Annotated in this window: 17 protein-coding genes; 9 read left to right on the forward strand and 8 right to left on the reverse strand. The window is 35.0% G+C overall.

Annotated elements, in window-relative coordinates; all coding sequences use genetic code 11:
• Positions 1–14 precede the first annotated feature (14 nt).
• Complete coding sequence (locus tag J2X17_RS14665) at positions 15–3,140, reverse strand: SusC/RagA family TonB-linked outer membrane protein (RefSeq protein WP_310299499.1); 3,126 nt, start codon at positions 3,138–3,140, stop codon at positions 15–17.
• Between the two features lie 944 nt (positions 3,141–4,084).
• Between J2X17_RS14665 and J2X17_RS14670 the strand changes: the two genes are divergently transcribed.
• The 9 genes from J2X17_RS14670 to moaA all read left to right on the forward strand — a co-directional run bounded on the left by J2X17_RS14670 (position 4,085) and on the right by moaA (position 11,514).
• A complete protein-coding gene (locus J2X17_RS14670) occupies positions 4,085–5,257 on the forward strand; it encodes a molybdopterin molybdotransferase MoeA (protein WP_310299501.1) in 1,173 nt (390 codons plus the stop codon).
• Positions 5,258–5,466: 209 nt separating this feature from the next.
• Entirely contained in the window at positions 5,467–6,213 is a 747-nt protein-coding gene (locus tag J2X17_RS14675; RefSeq protein ID WP_310299503.1) for a sulfite exporter TauE/SafE family protein, read from the forward strand.
• A gap of 180 nt (positions 6,214–6,393) precedes the next feature.
• Positions 6,394–6,966 (forward strand): molybdenum cofactor guanylyltransferase, encoded by a 573-nt coding sequence (locus J2X17_RS14680; protein ID WP_310299505.1) that lies wholly within the window; start codon positions 6,394–6,396, stop codon positions 6,964–6,966.
• A 4-nt stretch (positions 6,967–6,970) separates the two neighbouring features.
• On the forward strand, positions 6,971–7,762 hold the full coding sequence (gene cobA / locus J2X17_RS14685; RefSeq protein WP_310299507.1) for a uroporphyrinogen-III C-methyltransferase: 792 nt from the start codon (positions 6,971–6,973) through the stop codon (positions 7,760–7,762).
• The gene (locus J2X17_RS14690; protein ID WP_310299509.1) at positions 7,762–7,998 is read left to right on the forward strand and encodes a MoaD/ThiS family protein; all 237 of its coding nucleotides are present in this window, start codon (positions 7,762–7,764) and stop codon (positions 7,996–7,998) included. The genes cobA and J2X17_RS14690 overlap by 1 nt, the downstream gene beginning before the upstream one ends.
• A gap of 10 nt (positions 7,999–8,008) precedes the next feature.
• Positions 8,009–9,085: a molybdopterin-synthase adenylyltransferase MoeB gene (moeB, locus tag J2X17_RS14695; RefSeq protein WP_310299511.1), complete on the forward strand. Its 1,077-nt coding sequence runs from the start codon at positions 8,009–8,011 to the stop codon at positions 9,083–9,085.
• Between the two features lie 87 nt (positions 9,086–9,172).
• A complete protein-coding gene (locus J2X17_RS14700) occupies positions 9,173–9,604 on the forward strand; it encodes a molybdenum cofactor biosynthesis protein MoaE (protein ID WP_310299513.1) in 432 nt (143 codons plus the stop codon).
• Between the two features lies 1 nt (position 9,605).
• Positions 9,606–10,520 carry a bifunctional molybdenum cofactor biosynthesis protein MoaC/MoaB gene (gene moaCB / locus J2X17_RS14705; RefSeq protein WP_310299515.1) on the forward strand — a complete coding sequence of 305 codons (915 nt, stop codon included), beginning with the start codon at positions 9,606–9,608 and terminating at the stop codon, positions 10,518–10,520.
• On the forward strand, positions 10,507–11,514 hold the full coding sequence (gene moaA / locus J2X17_RS14710) for a GTP 3',8-cyclase MoaA (RefSeq protein ID WP_310299518.1): 1,008 nt from the start codon (positions 10,507–10,509) through the stop codon (positions 11,512–11,514). Before moaCB ends, moaA begins: the two co-directional genes overlap by 14 nt.
• Positions 11,515–11,687: 173 nt before the next feature.
• On the opposite strand, the gene J2X17_RS14715 is transcribed toward moaA, so the two are convergent.
• The 7 genes from J2X17_RS14715 to J2X17_RS14745 all read right to left on the reverse strand — a co-directional run bounded on the left by J2X17_RS14715 (position 11,688) and on the right by J2X17_RS14745 (position 22,065).
• Positions 11,688–12,317 (reverse strand): hypothetical protein, encoded by a 630-nt coding sequence (locus tag J2X17_RS14715; protein WP_310299520.1) that lies wholly within the window; start codon positions 12,315–12,317, stop codon positions 11,688–11,690.
• Between the two features lie 159 nt (positions 12,318–12,476).
• Positions 12,477–13,907: a rubredoxin gene (locus tag J2X17_RS14720; protein WP_310299522.1), complete on the reverse strand. Its 1,431-nt coding sequence runs from the start codon at positions 13,905–13,907 to the stop codon at positions 12,477–12,479.
• 310 nt (positions 13,908–14,217) lie between these two features.
• On the reverse strand, positions 14,218–17,736 hold the full coding sequence (locus J2X17_RS14725) for a molybdopterin-dependent oxidoreductase (protein WP_310299524.1): 3,519 nt from the start codon (positions 17,734–17,736) through the stop codon (positions 14,218–14,220).
• Between the two features lie 297 nt (positions 17,737–18,033).
• Positions 18,034–18,747 carry an endonuclease/exonuclease/phosphatase family protein gene (locus tag J2X17_RS14730; protein WP_310299526.1) on the reverse strand — a complete coding sequence of 238 codons (714 nt, stop codon included), beginning with the start codon at positions 18,745–18,747 and terminating at the stop codon, positions 18,034–18,036.
• A 19-nt stretch (positions 18,748–18,766) separates the two neighbouring features.
• Positions 18,767–20,098 carry a tetratricopeptide repeat protein gene (locus J2X17_RS14735; protein ID WP_310299529.1) on the reverse strand — a complete coding sequence of 444 codons (1,332 nt, stop codon included), beginning with the start codon at positions 20,096–20,098 and terminating at the stop codon, positions 18,767–18,769.
• 203 nt (positions 20,099–20,301) lie between these two features.
• Positions 20,302–20,643 carry a hypothetical protein gene (locus J2X17_RS14740; RefSeq protein WP_310299530.1) on the reverse strand — a complete coding sequence of 114 codons (342 nt, stop codon included), beginning with the start codon at positions 20,641–20,643 and terminating at the stop codon, positions 20,302–20,304.
• 162 nt (positions 20,644–20,805) lie between these two features.
• Positions 20,806–22,065 (reverse strand): alginate export family protein, encoded by a 1,260-nt coding sequence (locus tag J2X17_RS14745; protein ID WP_310299532.1) that lies wholly within the window; start codon positions 22,063–22,065, stop codon positions 20,806–20,808.
• Positions 22,066–22,115 lie beyond the last annotated feature (50 nt).

Raw genomic sequence — 22,115 nt, forward strand, 5'->3', positions numbered from 1 at the left:
TTATATTTTTTTTCTTAGAAAGTTAGGTTCAGGCCCGAAATGAATGTTTTAGAGTTTGGATAAGAACCAAAATCAATTCCCGGGTATAAGTTGTTTTGTTCGTACGAGCTTACCTCCGGATCGTAGCCCGTATATTTAGTCCATGTCACGAGGTTTTCTGCAGATACATAGAACTTAATGCTCTTTGCTCTTAATTTTGTTGAGATACTTTTAGGTAATGTATACCCTAAAGTGATAAGTTTTAATCTCAGGAAAGAAGCATCTTCTACATAGCGCTCTGAAACGATTCCAAGAGGAGAACTTGTTGCTCTCGGAATTTCATTACTCGGATTTGTTGGTGTCCAACGATCTTCCAGTGTAACATTCGCATTTGTTCCAAGAGTGGAAATTTCTAATTGCTGATTCAGCGCATTGAATATTTTTCCGCCATAAGCACCTTGAAAAGAGAAGTTCAGATCAAAATCGTGATATGAAATTGTGTTGGTGAAACTTCCTGCAAATTTTGGTTGAGAAGTTCCAAGATTTCCTTTGTCAAGAGCAGTAATTACACCGTCTCCATTAGAATCAACATATCTTCTGTCTCCCACTTTTGTGTTGGCCAAACTGTTTATTTTTGGCTGCGTATTTACTTCTTCCTGAGTCTGGAAAATACCATTTGTTTTGTATCCCCAGAAAGTTCCAAGAGGCAAGCCAACTTTAACTGTAACAGGCTGTTGTTGTAATAAAGATCCGTTTGGAACTACCGGAAAGAATTGATCAACACCATTTCCAATCGACACTACTTTGTTTTTATTGGTGGAGAAAACGAAGTTAGAATTCCATGAAAAATGGTCTGTTTTTATGTTTTCAGTAATCAAACCAATTTCAAGACCTTTATTTTCAACTCCACCAATATTTTGAAGTACAGTGGCAAAACCTGAAGTCAATGGCACCGGAACATTGATAAGTAAATCGTTTGTTTTCTTATAATAAACATCAAAAACAAAATTGATTTTTCTGTCTAATAATGATAAGTCCAAACCAATGTTATATTGAGTTGTTTTTTCCCATTTCAAATCCGGATTTGCCAATCGGGTAGGAGCTAATCCTGTGTACAATGTACCACCAAATGAATAATTTACAGAACCCATTTGTGCCAAAGAAAGGTAGTTTCCAATCTCCTGATTTCCTGTTGTTCCTGCAGTTAATCTAAGTTTAGCTTCGGTTACACCTTTAATATTGTTGGCAAATTCTTCATCGGTAATATTCCATGAAAATCCTGCTGATGGGAAATATCCCCAAAGTGATTCTGAACCAAATCTTGAAGAACCATCTGCACGTCCTGAAAGGGTAAAGTTGTATTTACCTTTGTACGAATAGTTAACTCTGGCTAACCATGATTTTAAGACACTTTCGAAGGCTTCACTATAAGGTTTTACCGGAACACCATCCTGCAAAGCGTTGTAAGTATTGGCATCATTAACAAAAGTGTTTGCTCCCGCGTTAACCACTTCTCCCTGAGTGTATTGAAGTGTATATCCGGCTAAAGCTGAGAACTTATGATTTTCACCAAAATTACTGTTGTAATTCAGCGTATTTTCATTCAATACTGAACTCACTAATCGATCACCAACTGACGCTAAACCTTTAGTTCCGGCACCATTAGTTGTAGTTGATGGAGCGTAATAATTTTGTTTGGTGTCAATAACATCTCCGCTCACGGCAACTTTCGCAACAAGTTTTTTAGTTATTTTATACTCCCCAAATAAACTGGCCAAAATTCGATTGATTTTAGTTTCATTGGTTGTATTTTCTATATCATAAATTGGGTTTGGAACAATTCCGTTGATCGCGGTTCCATAAGGATTGTTGGTTAAATTATAACTTCCATCTGCATTTTTTATTGGAACAACCGGAGGCTGATACAAAGCAACAGTTAACGGGTTAGGCGTTCTGCCGCCCGTGCCATTTGTTCCAATTCCGTTTGATACTGAATTAGTGTAATTCGTATTCACACCAAATTTAAAAGCCTGAGAATAATTTTTTTCGTAGTTGGCACGTAGCGAAATTCTTTTAAAATCAGAAGCGATTACAACTCCTTCCTGATCAAAATAACCTGCCGAAATAGCATATCTTGAACGATCATCTCCACCAGAAAATGTTAATTGATGATTTTGAATTGGAGCAGCAGTTCTATATAAAGCCGATTGCCAGTCATAACTTCCTGAAGTTTTAAAGGCCTCAATTTGAGCCGCAGAAAAAGAAGGAGCCTGACCAATACTTGCCTGAACGTCATTACGTAGGCTTGCCCATTGGCTGGCATTCATTAAATGTAATTTTTTTGAAACGTTCTGGAATCCAAAATAACCCTGATACGAAATATTATCCTGACCTTTTGTTCCTTTTTTAGTTGTGATGATTACAACACCATTAGCACCACGAGATCCGTAAATTGCTGTCGCAGAAGCGTCTTTTAATACTTCAATTGACTCAATATCGCCCGGATTAATAGTAGATAAAACATTGATATTTGCACCGGCGTTCGTTACTCCGGCTGTACCGTTGTTGTTGTCATTGTAAATCAAAATTCCGTCAAGAACATAAAGCGGTTCGTTACCGGCTGTAATGGAGTTTCCTCCTCTGATACGAACACTTGAAGAAGCTCCCGGACGTCCTGAACTTTGTGTAACTACCACACCCGGAATTGCACCTCTTAATAAGTTATCAGCGGATGAGGTAACCTGCGATAAATTGGCTTTTGGCACAGAGGCTACAGAACCTGTAATATCTTTTCTCTTTTGAGATCCGTAACCAACAACCACCAGTTCGTCTAATTCCTGACGCTCTTCTTTTAAGTTGATGGTAACAGGGTTTTTGTTGACAATAATTTCGGTTTTCTTGTATCCGATATAGCTTACGATCAAAGTATATGGAAATTTTTGACCGGTCTGAAAATAGAATTTCCCTTCTGCATCTGTCTGAACTCCGTGAGTAGTACCTTTAATAATAACAGAAGCGCCAATAATCGGTTGATTTGTAACATCGTCAACAACAGTTCCGTCAAGTTTTGATTGGATAAGAGGCGTCGTATTTTGTGCATTAATTCCTGCCGTCAGGAGCAGGAGAAATAGTAATGAGTATGTTTTTAAATTTTTTTTCATTTCTTTGTACTGGTTTAAGTAATTAACAAGGCACCCTGAAAGTTGAATTTTCAACTCTCTAATTGTTTCCTTGATTTAGTGATAAATGTTCTTTAAGCCTCGCCATTTCTGTTGCCGCAGAAATGGCTTTTTTTATTTACAGCAACAGCTTTGCATCTTTTTCATTTTAGTTTTCTTTAGTTGTTAATTATTTTGTTTTTAAATTATAGCTATTGTTTCAAAGATCCTGTTGATACAAATGAATGTTCAAATAGATGTTTGTAAATTTTCAATAAGTGATTCTTGTGGTGAATTTTTAAACTTTCGTTATTTAATTTCGATTGTATATTAAAATATGATAATCGAGTGTACACGAAAAAATGCTGAGAAGATTAGCAACAGAAGCACATATAACAAAAAGTGTTATAAGTATATTTTTTTTGAAGATTTAAATACGATATGCTTTCGGTTGTTTTCAAAATATAGTGTTTTATGGTTTTAAATAATACTTTAAACTCTACTAATCCTATAGACAAAGTTAAATTTAATCTAATAAAAACCAAAAAATATTTAATTATTTTTTGTAAAGAAGTAATTGTGAGTAATTTTAACTAATTTATATTTATGTAAATTGTTGATTTTTAAAGTATTAAAAGGTGTTTGTTTGAATTTTAAAGCGTTAAAAATAGTGCTATACGATGGCGAAAAATGTAGTATTTTATGCTTAATTTCCTTGTTTTTTATTTTTAAAAGATTGTGATTCAGTAGTAAAAACGTCAGAGGAGCGCACATCTAAATATTTTATGATGATTTTTATAGTGAAAGGAGATGCATTTTTCAAGTTGATTTTGAATAAATTAGAGTAATTTTATAGACATTAAAATAAATTCAGATTTTTTATCCATACTATGAATTAATACTTATATTTGTAATAAGTATTTATACGTAGTTTTATATTTTTTAAAATGATAAACGTTAGTGAAGCTTTAGCGATTGTGGCAGAGAACAGTTCAAATATGCCAGTTCAAAAAATACCGGTGCATAAAGCGCTTGGTTATGTATTGGCTGAAACACTGTATTCTCCCATAGATATGCCGCCTTTTCGTCAATCGGCTATGGATGGCTATGCTTTTATTCACAGTGAAAAGCATCAGTATGATATTGTTGGAATTTCGCAGGCTGGTGATCATTCTAAAATTAAACTGAATGAAAATGAGGCAATCCGAATTTTTACAGGAGCTTTTGTTCCTAATAATGCAGATACGGTTGTCATGCAGGAACATGTGATGGCGAATGAAAACTCGATTTTGATTACCAACATGCCGGCCCAATTTTCAAATGTTAGGGCTAAAGGAGAGCAAATTAGAAAAGAAGAAGTTGTTTTTGATGCCAACACTTTGATTACTCCTGCCGCTATCGGATTTTTAGCTTGTTTGGGAATTACGGAAGTTGAAGTGTATAAAAAGCCTAAAGTAGCCATTTTAGTAACCGGAAACGAATTGGTAAAACTTGGAGGAAAATTACCGAAAGGCAAAATTTACGAAAGCAATTCGCTTATGCTTCAGGCGGCACTTGAAACTATCGGAATTAAAAAAACGAAAGTTTATCATGTAAAAGACAACCTGAAAGCAACGAAAAAAGCATTAAAGAAAATCTTGTCAAAATATGATGTCGTTTTAATTTCCGGTGGAATTTCCGTTGGAGATTATGATTTTGTAAAAGAAGCGTTATTGGCAAATGGAGTGGAGGAACTATTTTATAAAATCAATCAGAAACCTGGAAAACCAATGTTTTTCGGATCTAAAAATGATACTTTGGTATTCGCATTGCCTGGAAATCCGGCATCATCGCTGACGAATTTTTATATTTATGTTTTTCCTGCGATCAAAAACAGAATGGGTTTTTCAGACATTCATTTGCCAAAATTAGTTCGGAAATTAAACTCGGATTACATCAATACAACCGGAAAAACATTGTTCTTAAAAGCACTTTACGATGAAACAAATGTGACAATTTTAGAAGGTCAGGCTTCATCTATGTTAAATACTTTTGCGATTGCCAACAGTTTATTGATCGTACCAAATGATACTGAAAATCTTAAAAAAGGAGAATTAGTGACGTTGATGCCGATTCATTGAAAAGCAAGAAGCAAGAAGTGAGAAGTGAGAAGTGAGAAGCAAGAAGCAAGAAATAAGGAGCAGGAAGCAGGAAGCAAGAAGCAAGAAGTGAAACGTTACACCCAAACCTGAAACTTGAAACTTGAAACAATAAAAACAATAAAAACAATAAAACAATAAAACAATTTACCGATTAAACAATTAACCAAATAAACGATTAATAAAAAAAAATGAACCTTCTTACTTCCGAAAATATTATCCTTTTCAGCTTTGCACTAATCGTGATTGCTTTTCTATATTCCAGTGTAGGGCACGGAGGAGCATCGGGATATTTGGCTTTGATGACGATTTTTGCTTTTCCGATTTCGGTTATGAAACCATCGGCGTTGTTGTTGAATTTGTTTGTTTCGAGTATTTCGTTTTTCTTTTATTACAGAATGAATTATTTCAAGCCTAAATTGTTTTATCCGTTTGCTATAGCATCAATACCAGCTGCATTTATTGGCGGATTTATCACTTTAGACAATACGATTTATAAAATTATTTTGGGAATAATTTTGGTTTTTGCAGCGTTAAGATTATTCGGAATATTTAATTTTAAAGAAAGGGAAGCTGTTCAGATTAATATTCCTTTTGCACTGACAATTGGTTTTATCATCGGATTATTATCAGGAATGTTAGGTATTGGAGGCGGAATTATACTAAGTCCGATTTTATTATTTTTAGGGTGGGCTTCGATTAAAGAATCAGCAGCAATTTCGAGTTTATTCATTTTTGTGAATTCATTCGCGGGAATTATGGGTTTCTTTTTAGGAGGAAAAACAGTGCCAACAGAAAGTTTCTATTTAGTTCCGATTGCAATTTTAGGAGGCGTTTTAGGAGGATATTACGGCAGCGGATATTTCTCGAACAAAACATTGAAAATCGTTTTAGGAACCGTGATTTTAATGGCAAGCATCAAATTGATTTTTCCTTAATAGAGCTTAAAAAAATAAACACATAGAAACATAGATTTTATTTTAAAAAAAGATATTCTTAAAAAATCTAGATTTTCACACATAGCTTATGTGTTTTCAAACAAGTGAAACGCCTTTTTTAGACTAGCAAAAACTATGTCTCTATGTGTTTAAAAAAAATAATTTGCAAATAGTTCAATCATGGAAATATTAACAGTATTTATTCTTTGTGGAGGAAAAAGTTCCAGAATGCAGTCAGAGAAAGGATTAGTGCTGTTTCAGGATAAACCATTTATTGAACATATAATTCAGGCGATTTTGCCGATTACAGATCAAATAAAATTGATAACGGCAACAAAAGAGTACGATTATTTGCCGTATCAAAAAATACCGGATATTATTTCAGACAAAGGCCCGCTTGGTGGAATTTACACCGCACTGACATGTTCTGAAACCGAATTCAATTTGATTTTAAGCTGTGATATTCCGTTAATTTCGACCGAATTATTATCGGAATTAATTTCAAAACATAATAATGAAGCAGAAGTAACGGTTTTTGCTTCAGAAAGTAAATTGCATCCGTTAATCGGAATTTATTCTAAAAAATTATTGCCTGTTATCAAAAGCGCAATTGATAACAATGATTTAAAAATGATGAATTTAATAGCGAATATTCCGCATCAAGTCATCAATATTGACGAAAGTGAAAACTTTCATCTCACCAACATTAATTCGGCCGACGAATTAAATGACCTTAATATCAATTTAAGTTAGAGCTATGAAAAATTCAAAAACACCAAAATTAACGATTGTAGGCGCAGGTCCCGGCGATGTTGAATTGATCACAATAAAAGCAATAAAAGCGTTAGCAAGTGCTGATGTTGTTTTGTATGACGCATTAGTAAACGAAGAATTATTGCAATATGCAGATAAAGCAGAAATTATTTTTGTAGGCAAAAGATTGGGTTGTCATGCCTATACGCAGGATCAGATTAACGAATTGATTGTTGCAATGGCAAATCGTTACGGTCATGTGGTACGTTTGAAAGGCGGCGACCCGTTTATATTTGGTAGAGGAAGCGAAGAAATCGAATATGTAGAAAAATTTGGTTTGGAAACAGCCATTGTTCCCGGAATTTCATCAGCTTTGGGCGTTCCGGCTTCGGTTGGAATCAGTTTGACACAGCGTCAGATCGCCGAAAGTTTTTGGGTTATAACCGGTACTACTTCTAATCATGAATTGTCTAAAGATGTATATTTAGCATCAAAATCGGCTGCAACGGTTGTCATTTTGATGGGAATGCATAAATTAGAGGAAATCATTTCGATTTATAAAGAGAATAGAACGGACGATTTACCAATCGCTATTATTCAAAATGGTACAAAAAATACCGAGAAAAAAGTTGTAGGAACTATCACTTCAATTGGTAAATTAGTATCCGAAAATAAAATTTCGTCACCAGCAATTATTGTAATTGGCGAAGTAGTGAAAAATACCTCAAAACTAACTTCGTATTTTGAAGAGCATTTTGATGATGAATTCATTTTTCAGAATTTAAATTTAGAATAATGATTGAGATTAAATATTTTGGAGCTGTGGCTGAAAAAACCAAATGTGAATTCGAAAAAATCCCTTTTTCAGAAGTTTCACTGCAAAAATTATTGCAGGATTTAGACGAAAAATATCAATTCGATTCGCTGACTTTTAGCGTAGCAGTAAACCAGAAAATTGTACCAAAAGCGACTGATTTTGCTTTAAAAACAAGCGATGTCGTTGCCTTATTGCCTCCATTTGCAGGAGGATAAATTGATTTTTATGAATGATTCAGCACGATATAACCGACAAACAATTCTCCCTGAAATAGGACAGGAAGGCCAGCATAAATTATCTAAAGCGAAGGTTTTAATAATTGGTGCAGGCGGTTTGGGTGTGGCTGTTTTGCCGTATTTAGCCGCTGCGGGTGTGGGTGAAATCGGGATTATAGATGATGATGTGATTGAAATTTCGAATTTACAGCGTCAGGTAATTTATAAAACTTCGGCACTCGGAAAATACAAAGTGGAAGAAGCCAAAGCCATGATTTCCGAATTAAATCCAGAAGTGAAAGTCAATGCAATTGCGGAAAAACTTTCAGGAAAAAACGCGATTTGGTTATTCGAAAAATATGATATTATTGTCGACGCCACAGATAATCTTTCGATAAAATACCTGATAAATGATGCCTGTGTAATTACAAATAAGCCAATGGTTTACGGATCTATTTTTAGGTTTCAGGGACAGGTTTCGGTTTTTAATTATAAAAATGGTCCGACTTACAGATGTCTATATCCAGATGAAAATACTCAATCGGCTAGCTGTGCTGATGCTGGGGTAATCGGAATTTCGGTTGGAATCATCGGTCTGCTTCAGGCTAATGAAGTTATAAAAATGATTCTAGAAATAGGAGAGGTGTTGAGTGGTAATATACTGGTGTACAATATTTTAAATAACGAACAGCAAAAGTATGACTTTGAAAAGGATTCGGCTTTTGAAATAGATAAAAAGGGTTTTGACGAAAAGTACAAAGTAATTAAAAATCAAATTATAGAGATTGCTGCGGAAGCGATTTTAAATGAAATTGATGCGGATGAAGTTGTATTTTTGGATGTGAGAAATGAAGATGAATTTCCGAAAATTAATTTTAAGAATGGAATTCAGATTCCGTTAATGGATTTAGAAAACGAAATCGCAAAACTCAATCCAAATCAATCAATTTTTATTTATTGCCAGTCCGGAATCAGAAGTAAAATCGCTGTTGAATTGCTCCAGAAAAAGAATTTCAAAAATGTAAAAAGTATAGCCGGAGGAGCTTTGGCTTTAAGCCAGATAGTAAAAGAAAAAATTGCAGATTAGAGAAATTTTTCCGCCACGAATTCACGAATTTAAGGAATAATCATTCGTGAATTCGTGGCGGAAAAAACCTCAAAAAAACAAAAAACAATGAGTAAAAATGTATTTTTAGAAGGACCAATTTCTCCTGAATTTATCGCTGAGTCAATCGCCAAACACCAATCGAAACATACGATTGGTGCGCACAATATTTTTTTAGGACAAGTTCGTGCCGATGTGATTCATGACAATACCGTTGTCGCGATTGATTATTCGGCTTATACTGATATGGCAAATGAAGCTTTGTATGCGATTCGAGAAAAGGCTTTCGCTAAATTCGACTTAACTTGTATGCACATATACCACAGTTTAGGCGTTGTAAAAGCAGGAGAAATTTGTCTGTTCGTATTTGTTTCGGCAACACGTCGCAAACAAGTTTACGAAGCGACAGAAGCCATCGTAAACTGGATCAAAACTGATGTGCCTATTTTTGGTAAAGAAATGTTTGAAAACGATACATTCACCTGGAAACAAAACACCTAAAATGGTAGATATTACGCATAAAATAAGTACGTTAAGAGTCGCTACAGCCACAGCAATTGTCAAACTTAGCAAGCAGGAGACAATTGATGCGGTGGTTAATAATCTGGTTCCAAAAGGGAATGTATTCGAAATGGCAAAAACTGCCGGATTATTTGCAGTAAAAAATACACATTTATCGATTCCGGATTGTCATCCGCTACCGATTGAATTTACTTCGGTGGAATATAAAATTGAAGGTTTGACGATTCAGATTATCTTCAATGTAAAAACAGTTTACAAAACTGGTGTTGAGGTTGAAGCTATGCACGGTGCTTCGATTGTAGCGCTTACGATGTATGACATGTTGAAACCGATTGATAAAGAAATTGAAATTTCGACAATTAAATTAATCAATAAAGAAGGTGGAAAGTCTTCTTTCAAAAATAAATTTCCGAATGTAATTAAAGCCGCAGTGTTTGTTTGTTCCGATTCGATTTTTGCGGGCGATAAAGAAGATCGTTCAGGAAAAATCATCATAGAGAGATTAAATTCTTACGGAGTTGAAACGGCGCACTACGAAATTATTCCTGATGAAATAGATGTTATTCAGGAAAGAACTAAGGCTTTCGCCAAAGAGCATCAGTTGGTGATTTTTACGGGAGGAACAGGCTTATCGCCAAGAGATGTTACGCCGGAAGCTTTGTCGCCATTATTGGAAAGCAGAATCCCGGGAATTGAGGAAGCAATTCGCAATTACGGACAACAAAGAATGCCGTACGCAATGTTATCAAGAACGGTTGCAGGAACATTAGGAAAAAGTCTGGTTTTGGCTTTGCCGGGATCAACAAACGGAGCCAGAGAATCTATGGATGCTGTTTTTCCGCATGTAATGCACGTTTTTCATATTTTAAAAGGAAAAAATCATGATACCCTCTAAAACCATTTTAACGGATGATTTTGGCCGAAAACACAATTATTTGCGTATTTCGTTGCTGGAGAAATGCAATTTGCGTTGTACGTATTGCATGCCTGCGGACGGAATCGCATTGTCTCCAAAAGCCAGTTTAATGACGGCGGAAGAGATTTTTTCATTGGCACAAATCTTCGTAGAAAATGGCGTTGATAAAATTAGATTAACCGGTGGAGAACCTTTATTGAGAAAAGATTTTCCGGATATTATTTCAAAATTATCAACTTTAGGAGTTTCACTTTCGATAACTACAAACGGTATTTTAATCGATCGCCATATTGATGTTTTGAAGCAATTTAACATCAAAAAAATCAATTTGAGTTTAGATACTTTGATTGCTTCTAAATTTAATTCTATAACACTAAGAAATCAGTTTGAAAAAGTAATTGATAACCTGCATTTACTTTTGAATAATGATTTTCAGGTGAAAGTAAATGTGGTTTTGATAAAAGGTTTCAATGAAAATGAAATTACTGATTTTATTCAACTGACTCAGTTTTTACCCATTTCAATTCGGTTTATTGAATTTATGCCCTTTGCAGGAAATGAGTGGGACAGAAGTAAAATGGTGTCTCAAAACGAAATTTTAGCAAAAACAGAAAATGTATTTTCCTCAGAAGAAATTCAGAAACTGGAAGACGAAAAAAACTTCACGGCGAGAACGTATAAAATAAAAGGTTTTCAGGGTGATTTCGGAATCATAAGTTCGATTACGAATCCGTTTTGTGATGGCTGTAACAGAATCCGCCTGACGGCGAACGGAAAAATTAAAAACTGTCTTTTCTCGAACTCAGAAACCGATTTATTGACGCCCTTAAGAAATGGCGAATCGATTACAGATCTGATTTCAACTTCAATAAAAAATAAAAAGAAAGTCCGCGCCGGAATGTTTACCGTTTCTGAAATGGATGACCCGGCATTGCATTTTGATAATCGCAGTATGATTGCGATTGGGGGGTAAGTAAAGTTATCTCACGGATTTGTCTTTGTGAGAAACGAAGCAATCTCACTAGTAATGTTACCTCCCAAATTTATGAATCATATGAGGTTGCTTCGTTCCTCGCAATGACTTATAGAGATGTATAAAACAAAAAAAGGTTCAACTTTTACTTGAAGTCAAACCTTCTTTAAATATTATTTTTTCTTTTTAGCTTTTGCCTTTTTTGGAGCTTTTACTTTCTTTTTTTCTAGTTTTTTAGCTTTGGCTTTGGCTTTGGCTTTTTTCTCTTTTTCCTTTTTTTCTTTCTTTTTAGTTTCAGCTTTAAGTTTTGCTTTTTTGGCTTTTTCGAGCTTTTTAATAACTGCTTTTATAGCTTTCTCTTTTTTCTTCGCCTTTTCTTTTTTCTCTTTAAGCTTACTTTTTATCTTTTTGTCTTTCGATTTGTTTTTTACAATTTCTAAGGCAATTTCTTCAATATTTAAAATGGCTTGGTGATCCTCAGGTTTGTCAATTGTTTTAATTTCAATGATTTCCGGGGTCACTCCTGCTGTTTTTGGTGCAGATGTTGTCACCCTTTTAACGACTGCTTTCGGAGTAGTTTTTGAGGCTGGTTTTACCGGAGTCTGAGCAGATGCTTTTACAGTTGCTGCCGGAGTTTTCGCTGCAGTTCTTGGGGCTCTTTTGGCTGGCGCTTTCGGAGTCGTCGCTTTTACAGCTGGAGTTGTAGCTGGTTTAGCTGCTGTTGTGTTTTCGGTAGTTTCCTTTATAGGTTCGGTTGTATCGCTGTTTTTTACGGCAGGTGTTCTGGTTGTTCTTTTTATCATAACGGTATGTTTTATTGAGTAAAATAGACTTTAACTAATTGGTTATCATGATGATTTACAGAATCAATCTGAATAACATTTTTTAGTTCAGTTAAATTTAAGCAATATTTGAATACGCAAATGTTAAGATTTTCCTTAAGGTTCTAATTTTCAACGTGATTAATGCTCCACAGCCTCCAAAATCTTAAAATTACTCTTTGGTGCTTCGCATAACGAACAGCAATAAGTGTCCGCTAAATCTGTAAATAAAATACCTTTTGGAATTCCCTGACTTTCATCTCCGTATTCTGCATTATAAAGCGTTAAACATTCCTGACATTGGTAAATATCTAATTGTGTTTTTTCTTTTTTCTGTTGATTTTCAGTTGTTTCCGGAATAGAATTTCCCAGTTCATTAAAGTATTTTCGGCTTAATTCAATCAAAATTGTAGGCAATTCCAATTTGTCAATATCTTGCGAATGCACAATATATTCACGTGTATTCGGATCGAAATTCTTTGCAAATAATACATTGTAAGTATCGCGGATTTTAATCGATTCTAAATCTTTTGGCAATTCATTTTTTTCGACTACAATAGAGGTAAAATAATGCCCGTCACGATTGTATTCTGATATTCCGAAAGTTAATCCGTAAGTACTAATATCAAATTGATCAAGGGTTCTAACCAGAAACGTTTTCAGGTTCAAAGCCCATTCCATTGCAACGGGCAAATGCCAATTCAGTTCTAATAAAGAATGACGGACGTTGATTCCTTTTTTGCCAAGAAATTTTTCCCATTCGAGTTTTCGGTCTTTCGGAATTCCTTTTACAATAAATGATTTCCACGGCGTGATACAGATTTTCCCGATTTTGCAATCGAAACACAAATCGCACATCTCTTTCAGGAAGTCTAAATCATACAAATTATTTCTCCAATACAAACCCAGCCAGTATTGATCAATTCCCATTCGGTTCATGCCTTCGTAATACGGAAAAGGATAAAACGGAATATTCAACGGTTTGTCAATCGTTCTGTTATTGGTGTCTAATGCTTCGCTGACCAAGGCAAAAATCATATCGATTCCGTACGATTCTTCTGCAATTATTTTTTCGATTTCGTAACAAAAAGTAGCAATATCCCAACTGTAAATTAAAACCGGATACACTTCCATACGTTCCCATTTTGGTAAACGAATGTACAAATACCAATAATCTTCATGCTCTGAAGCAATAAAATTTAAATGTCCTGTAAACAATGGAACTAACTGCTGCTTAGGATCATTAATATTGACTTTTAGTTTTGGCTGTTCTTTAAATTGTTCTAAAATATATAAGAATTTGTTTCCCGTAAGCCAATTGGTATTTCTGAAAATATCAGTCGAAACATAAGAGGAAACAATATTATTTCCGCTTTTTTCATTTGGAAAAACAAAATGATGTTTCCCAATTTTTTCTTTGCTGGAAAGATTTAATCCCTTCGGAAAAATAATATCCTGTCTGGAACCAAACGAAATGGAATCCAAACCATGATCCATTGCCATGTTGACTACTTCACGTAATTCTCCCGGCGAAATAACGCCTCCTTTTACTATTAATCTCGTTAATTCCATAGTTTTTTGTTTCAGGTTTCAGGTTTTTTTTGTTTCAAGTTTTGGGTTGCCGGATTGTGCTGATCTAACCGCAAAGTTCACAAAGGTTTTTCGCAAAGTTTGACAAAGGTTTATATTCTATGTAAATTGTTTTCTATCGAAATAAGCTCACAAAGCTATACGCTGAAATTTTTGCTCAAAGCTTTGTGAACTTTGACTACTTATCAAACATCCATTAAAAAATCTCTGCGAAACTTTGCGAAAAACCTTTGTGAACTTTGTGGTAAAATTTATGTTCAAAGCAAAGTAACGTGAAATTTAAACAAATAAATTAAACCTTACATTTCGCTAAAATCTCTTTTACTTCCGTTTTACAGCTTCCGCAGCCTAATCCGGCGCCGGTGTTTTTGCATAAATCGGTGAAATTATTGACACCGCTTTTAATCGTTTCTTCAATGTTTCCGGCTCCAACCTGACTGCAGGAACAAACTAATTTTCCTAAAACAGGTTTGGCATTGGAACTGCCTCTTAACAATGAATTTCGCTTATCAGATAACTCGATTTTACTTTCGATCATCGTTTTGAACTCGGCAAATTCATTTTTATCGCCCATTAAAATTGCTCCGACTAACAAATCATCTTTGACGATACATTTTTTATAATAACGCTTTTTCAAATCGGCAAAAACAATTTCTTCATAGGAATCATCGTTCTCCGGAATTTCAATATCACCAATACTGCACAAATTAATATCTTCCAACTTCAGGATATTCATCAAAATGGAACCTTTGTAATAGCTGCTGATATCTCCGGCAAGATAATTCGCCAGTATATCGGCCTGTTCTTCGGCGGCTGATGTAATTCCGAATAATTTATTGTTGAATTCCGCTATTTCTCCAATAGCATAAATATCTGGATTTGAAGATTGTAAATACTGATTTACCTTCACGCCACGACCACAGGTAAGACCGGTTTCACGGGCAATTTCTATATTCGGAATTGTTCCAATGGTGTAAACGATAGCATTTGCGGTAATGATTCGGCCACTTTTTAAAGCAATTTCGATTTCATTGGGATTATCCGTTTCAAAAACCGTACTGACTTCATTATCAAAATAAATCTGAATATCACGAAGCTGCACTTCCTCAGCCAATAATTTACTTGAAATTCGGTCCAGCTGACGCTCCATCAATCGGGACGCCCTTTGAACAATCGTTGTTTTTACTTTTTTATGTTTCAAGGCAGCAGCCAATTCCAATCCTAATAGACCACCGCCAATAATAACGACGTGCTGTTCTTCGGGAGGTAAATTGGTGTTGTCAAGATGTTTTTTAAGACGATCGGCATCTTCTTTTCGTCTGACGGTAAATCGGCCAGGCAAATGAAGCTGTGCATTTTCAGGGACAAAAGGACGGCTTCCAGTCGCCATAATCAAAGAATCGTAGGTATGAATTTCGCCAAGACTGTCAACAATCGTTTTTGCTGCAGCATTTATTTTGTCAACTGCTACGCCAGCTTTCATTATAATTTTTAATTTGTTTAAAGCTTCGCCGTCTTTCACTTTTAAGAGTTGTTCCCACGAAAATTCGCCAGTCATATATTCCGGAAGCAAAACGCGATTGTAAAACGGGTTTGCTTCATTGGAGAAAACAATAATTTCATCGGTAGAGTTGAATTCGCGATAATTTTGAATAAATCGGAAAGCAGCGGCTCCTGCACCAATGATCGCTATTTTCTGAAATGGCTTTACATATTTTGTAATTGAAACGGTAGTATATTTAAAATCAGGTTCTTTTGAAATCGGATCGACAACCGTGTTCGTTAAATTATTGGTTCGGTTCAGGTCATTTTCGAGTTGTTTTCCCCAATGCATAGGCAGGAAAAGAACTTTTTCTTTGATTGAATCGGTAACTTTTGCTTTTACGCGAACTTCTCCATTTTTGCTGGAAACAATTACAATATCACCATTTTTGATGTCGCTTTTGTAAGCATCAATTGGGTTTATTTCTAAAACTGGACTTGGTGTATGCGTCATCAATCGTGATACTTTTCCGGTCTTGGTCATTGTGTGCCATTGGTCGCGAACCCTTCCTGTGGTTAAGATAAAAGGAAATTTCGGACTTGGCGCTTCAGAAGTATTTTCAATATGTGTTGGCAAATTGAAAATAGCTTTTTGCGATGGCGTATAGAATTTTTTATCTGTAAAAAGACGTGGCGTTCCCGGGTGTCCGTAATCCGGAACAGGCCACTGAAAAGTGCCTTCGGTTTTTAAACGATGGTAGTTTAAGAAAGAAATATCAATGTTGGTGTTTTTGGTTAACGCGCAATGTTCTTTGTAGATTTCTTCGGCATTATTGAAATTAAAGCCATTGAAATTCATTTTTTTCGCAAAGCGAATTAAGATTTCAATATCTGGAAGCGCTTCTCCGGGCGCGTTGATGCCTTGCGGTAAATAAGAAATGCGACGCTCAGAGTTTGTCATTGTACCTTCTTTTTCTAACCAACCGGCGGCAGGCAAAAGTAAATCGGCATATTTTGAAGTATCTGCGTTATGCGAAATATCCTGAACGACTACAAATTTGGCGTTTTGTAATGCTTTTTCGATGCGTCTTGAATCTGGCAAACTTACCATCGGATTCGTGCAAATGATCCAAACGGCCTTCATTTTTCCAGATTCCAAAGCCTCAAACATTTCCGTTGCCGTTAAACCAGGTTTATCTGAAATCTCGTCAACTCCCCAAAAATCCGCCACTTCTTTACGATGCTCCGGATTTGCAATGTCTTTGTGTGCGGCGAGTAACGTTGCCATTCCGCCCACCTCGCGACCACCCATTGCGTTTGGCTGACCGGTTAGCGAAAATGGTCCTGAACCCGGTTTCCCTACTTGTCCCGTAAGTAAAGACAGATTCAGCAAAGCGGTATTTTTATCTACGCCAACGGCACTTTGATTGAGTCCCATTGCCCAAAGCGAAATAAAACCTTTTGCTTTTCCGATAATATCTGCCGCCAGTTTGATGTCGTTGACAGAAATACCACAAAGTTTGGATGCTTTTTCTAAAGAAGTGCCTAAAACTAAGTCTTTATATTGTTTGAAATTTTCAGCATTATTTTTTACAAAATCATGGTCAACATACCCTTTTTCGATGATGCGTCTGGCAATAGCGTGATACAGAATAATATCAGTTCCGGGAAGAATCTGCAAATGTAAATCGGCGAAAGCGGCCGTATCTGTTCGTCTCGGATCAATTACGATGATTTTTATTTTCGGATTTTTCTCTTTGTGTTTTTCGATCCTTCTGAATAAAATAGGATGACACCACGCCGGATTAGCTCCGGTGATTAAAAAAGTATCTGCAAGCTCAATATCGTCATAAGCGATTGGGACAGAATCTTCTCCGAAAGTTTTTTTATAGCCCACAACTGCAGAACTCATACAAAGTCGGGAGTTGGTATCGATATTATTGGTTTTCAGAAAACCTTTTACCAATTTATTTACCAGATAATATTCTTCTGTTAAACATTGTCCCGAAATATAAAAACCAACGCTGTCAGGACCGTGTTTTTTTATGATGGAAGTAAAAACGGCGGCAGCGCGGTCGAGCGCAGTATCCCAACTCACACGTTCCAGCGGATAGGATTTACTGCCACGCATTTCAGGATATAAAATTCGGTCAGAAGTGTCATTGACTACGTAATGCAAATTCATTCCTTTAGAACATAACATTCCTTTATTGACCGGATGATCTTTGTCTCCCGTAACCATTACGCCATTTTTTGGATCTTTTGTAACGATAATTCCGCAGCCAACGCCACAGTAGGAACAGGTAGTTTTGATTTTGGTATTTTGCATTACGATACTTTTTTGAATACGATTAAGTGAATTTAATTAATCTAAGATAATTCACGTATTTTGATGTAAACAAAAATAAGTATTTTTACGTATAAATACGTATTTTTTGAAGTTTATTTTTCTAGATTTTTATCCGGACGGAGACGCACTGCTGTGCGCCTCTACGGTTTATAGGTGTGTTAAAGTGAAAATCAACAACGGGTTTGTATTGTAGAGGCGCACAGCAGTGCGTTTAGACCAAATTCTTCCTTACTGTACCGGTCGTTCCATCTTTCGGTCCAGGAGTTGGTCATGATTTTATAATTTGAAATTGATGATTAATGGTTTGTGATCACTGTGAATCGTCCAATTCTGATATGTTCCGACTTCGACGCTTTCTAAAACTTCCATAAAATCATTAGAAGCAAAACAATAATCCAAATGATAAGGCTTGTTCTCGTGACGATAAAGATACAAAGTTGGATGCTGTTCTTTTCCCTGAATTTGGTTAAAATATTTGTGATAGGTACTGAAGATATTTTTCGATTCTAAACTATTTACAACCGTCGAATGATTGCCTTCGCGGCGTGGTTTGTCCCAAATCGTATTGCTGTTAAAATCGCCAATCAAAATGGTTTTGCTTCCTGAAATCAGGTTTTCATAATAATTGATGGCTTTCCAAACCTGTGTAACATATTGTCCGTCTTTGTCTTCTGGATTATTGGCCCAGATTGCAAAGAGCGTAAAATCGACTTTTCCGCCGGTGACTGCAATCGGAAGTACATTTTTGATGTTCGGATTATGACATTCCAACAATCGAAAACGATAATCGCCATAAGAAAAAACGCCAAGCCCTTTATGCGGATTTGTGCCGTACCAAAGAATATCTGTTGGCAATTTTGTGTCAATAGGAAATTTTAGTTTTTCAGGATTTTCACACTCAGAAATTACAGCAATATCAGGATTATAAGGCAGAATGAATGCTGCCTTTTTTCTGAATGCCATGTTGCAATTCCAAGCAATGAGTTTCATTGGGATAAAAATTTTGGTGTTATATTTCTGAAGCTAATGTCCCCATGTAGGATTTAAGTCTGTAACTGGATTTATTTTGATCAGTGCCAAATGTCTTAAATTCTCTTTTTATAGCTTCAATTAAATCATTTTTAACAGGTTTATTTTCCATTTTAGCACATTTAGCTTTTAGCCAAAATAGATAAGAAGAATTAGGAAAATCCAACATCGCTTCTCTTAATTCAGTATCGTCATATTTAATTGCATCAGCTTTTCCTATGAAATAGCTTTTAGTAAATCTTTCATCTTTGAATTCTTTCCATCCTAATTTATCAATTTCAGGCATTACTTTTCCATCAACTGTAGCTTGTAAATAGGCGTAAATATTTAAAAGATCTTTATCTTTCGTTGATTTTGCTAAAGCTAATAATTCAGCGCCTCTTTTAGTATAAAATTCAGATTCAGTCAATAAATTATCAGCAAAACAGATTCTTAATAAATCCGATGAAATTTCGCCAAATACTGGAATAGGATTATTTTCTAGTATAATTTTATTTTCAAGTAAGATATTTTTTATTTGGTCAATTTCCCCGTTTTCCTGAAGTTTTTTAATTTCTAAATATGACTTTAGAATTTTATAATCATCATTTTTTTCTCCTAATGTATTTTGTGCCAATTGGAAATCTTCATTTAAAAAATATTTTTGCGTTGTTGTATTCCACCAATCTGATTCCCAATTTATATCTAAAAAAAGTAATGGATAAAAATTTGAAATTTTCCCTTTTTCAATCTCAGATTTTAAATTGCTTCTCGTTTTTATTTGAGTGGTTTTGCCATAAATTGTAAATACTGCATTGTCAATCGAAATATGGTTTTCAGAATGGTTTGTTTTTTGCCAATTTTGAATTGATTTCTGTATTTCGTTAGTATTGATATAACAATCAGTTAACCAAACGTAAACTCTAATATCGTTCGGAACTTTTTGAGAATATAATTCATATAGTTTTGCTGCTTCCTGATATTGACCATTTCTATGAAGTTCTATTGCATACTCCAATATAAAATTTTGTTCCAATGTATTTGCTAAATAAGCTTCCTTATGAAACTTTAAAGATTGATCCGGGTCAATTTCATAAAGTATTCCGCCAACAATATATTTTTTATATTCATCATTAGCTGTATTTTTTGCTAATTCCTCTACACATTTGTTTATATCTGATTTTACAATGCAAGTGCTAAATGCACTTATGGAATTTTTTAATTCAGTTTTTGCTGTCTCAATTTTATCTCTGTAGGATACTAAGGCTTGCGAAAAAGAATTTTGAGAAATTGAAAAGGCAACAAATAGGGTAAGGATTTTATTGAAATTCATGCTTTCTTTTAATAGTTTTTATAATTAGTTATGTCCGAATAAAAGGATCGTCTGGGAATCAAATATACCCAAATAATAAATAAAAAGTAAGTTTTTACTGAGCCAAAAAAATACCCTTTTCCAAAAGAGAAAAAGGGTTTATGAGTTTTATTGGATCACTTATTACAAGCGATTTAGGTTAAATATCGCTTTGGATCTTAATCTTAACCAACAAGTTTTGTTATACCATTTGTAATATCAATTTCTGCAAAATTATGTTTTCCCATAACGATAAGCAGTTTGTCAGCGTTATATCCAACATATCTTATTTCGGGTTCACCAGTTTTTGGTTTTCCACAAATGGAAATTACATTGGTTTGCCATTTCAATTTGTTCCTTTTGTAGGCAGAGATTGTTTGTAAATCATTTTCAACATAATAAACAATGTTGTTTTTTTTAATTCCTCTTTTTTGCGTTTTTGCAAAGTTTATTTCTGAGTTTTGAGAAATTAAGGCATCATTGTATTTTTGATGAATGCCAGGCTGCGTCACAATGAATGTTATCATTGAGAATTTTAGAAATTGTTTCATTTAGATAGAATTTGGGGTTCTTAATCGATTCAAATATAATTAATTAAAGCATATAATAGGTTTTTACTAGGTCAAAAAAAAATACCCTTCTCCAAAATAGGAAAAGGGTAAAATATCGAAGTTAATTTTGAAGAAAAACTATTTTTTCCAGGTAAAAATTCTCGGATTTACAGAAATCATCAGCCATGCCCAATTGTTGGTATGACCAGCATCTCCGGCTTTTAGAAATTCTAACGTTTCAGATCCGAACATTTGAGAATAACCTCCTGAAACAGTAATGTCTTTTTTGAAATTATAACCAAAAGTAACATCAACCTCAGTCCCTAAATACGAATCCAATTCTTCGTTAAGTGGTGTTACTACTTTGGCGGGTGCCGAAAATACATGCGGAATCAAAGCAAATTGCCATTTGTTTACATTGTAATTCAACTTCAAATAAGCATCTTGTAAACCTACACTGTTTAGGTGATTTCCAACATAAAAATAATCCATATAACCATTGAAACCGTGGTTAGTACCAAAAATAGGATTGAATGATTTGATAACCGTGCTGCCGTCATTCGTGTCTTTTCCCGATAAGAATTCGTAGCCTAAGCCAGCTTTAAAAGCATCTGTAATATTGTAACCAAAGTTGGCTCCCGCATACCATGCGCTAACTTCTCTGTCTGTACTTTTTCCGGTCTGACCATAGAAACCTAAATTACTGTCAATTTTTGTTGTTTTATAAGTCAAATAGGTTCCAAAAGTTTGTTTGTAATCTACTAATAATTTGGCGTCGGTATTTGCATATTCGTAGCCTGTATTTAAGAGTAATAAACTTGCGCCTAATTTTTCAAAAGTCGTATGGTACCAGGCAAATTGCAAAGTTTTATAATTGGCAACTGTGTATGGAGTCTGTATTACGTTTTCGGCAGTTGAGTTATAGGCTGCACCCAAATCTAACTGGTGATTTTTAGGATGAAAAGTAACTAAAAATGCATCGTGACTTTGCGCTTGTTGTCCCCAATCCTGTTCACCCATAATACGTTGATTATCGTATGAAAGTACCTGGCGTCCCATTCTGGCGCTCCATTTTTCGGTAAAATTGTATTGTGCCCAGGCTTCAAAAACTGCTACTCCATTTTTATCGGCTGCGGCATTTGTTGGAACATCTCCCCAGGTTCTGGTATTCTGAAGGGTTAATTTTACAGTTAAATCTTCTTGTTTAAAATTAAAATTGATTCGTGAACGCTGTGAAACTTGCGAAGTGCCTTCCTGACCTACCGGTAAAAGTGTTTTATAACCGTTTCTGTATTCAAAACGTGGACGAACCTGTAAATTTACGTCTAATTCCTGTGCCTGAAGATTAAAGCTTAAAGTTACTAGTGCGAGTAAAACAATTACTTTTAATTTTTTCATAAATGATTAGTTTAAATGTGCCGCAAATTTAAAAGATTTGAGAGCTTTAT

Source organism: Flavobacterium aquidurense (assembly GCF_031458035.1).
In the GTDB taxonomy this organism is placed as follows: Bacteria; Bacteroidota; Bacteroidia; order Flavobacteriales; family Flavobacteriaceae; genus Flavobacterium; species Flavobacterium aquidurense_C.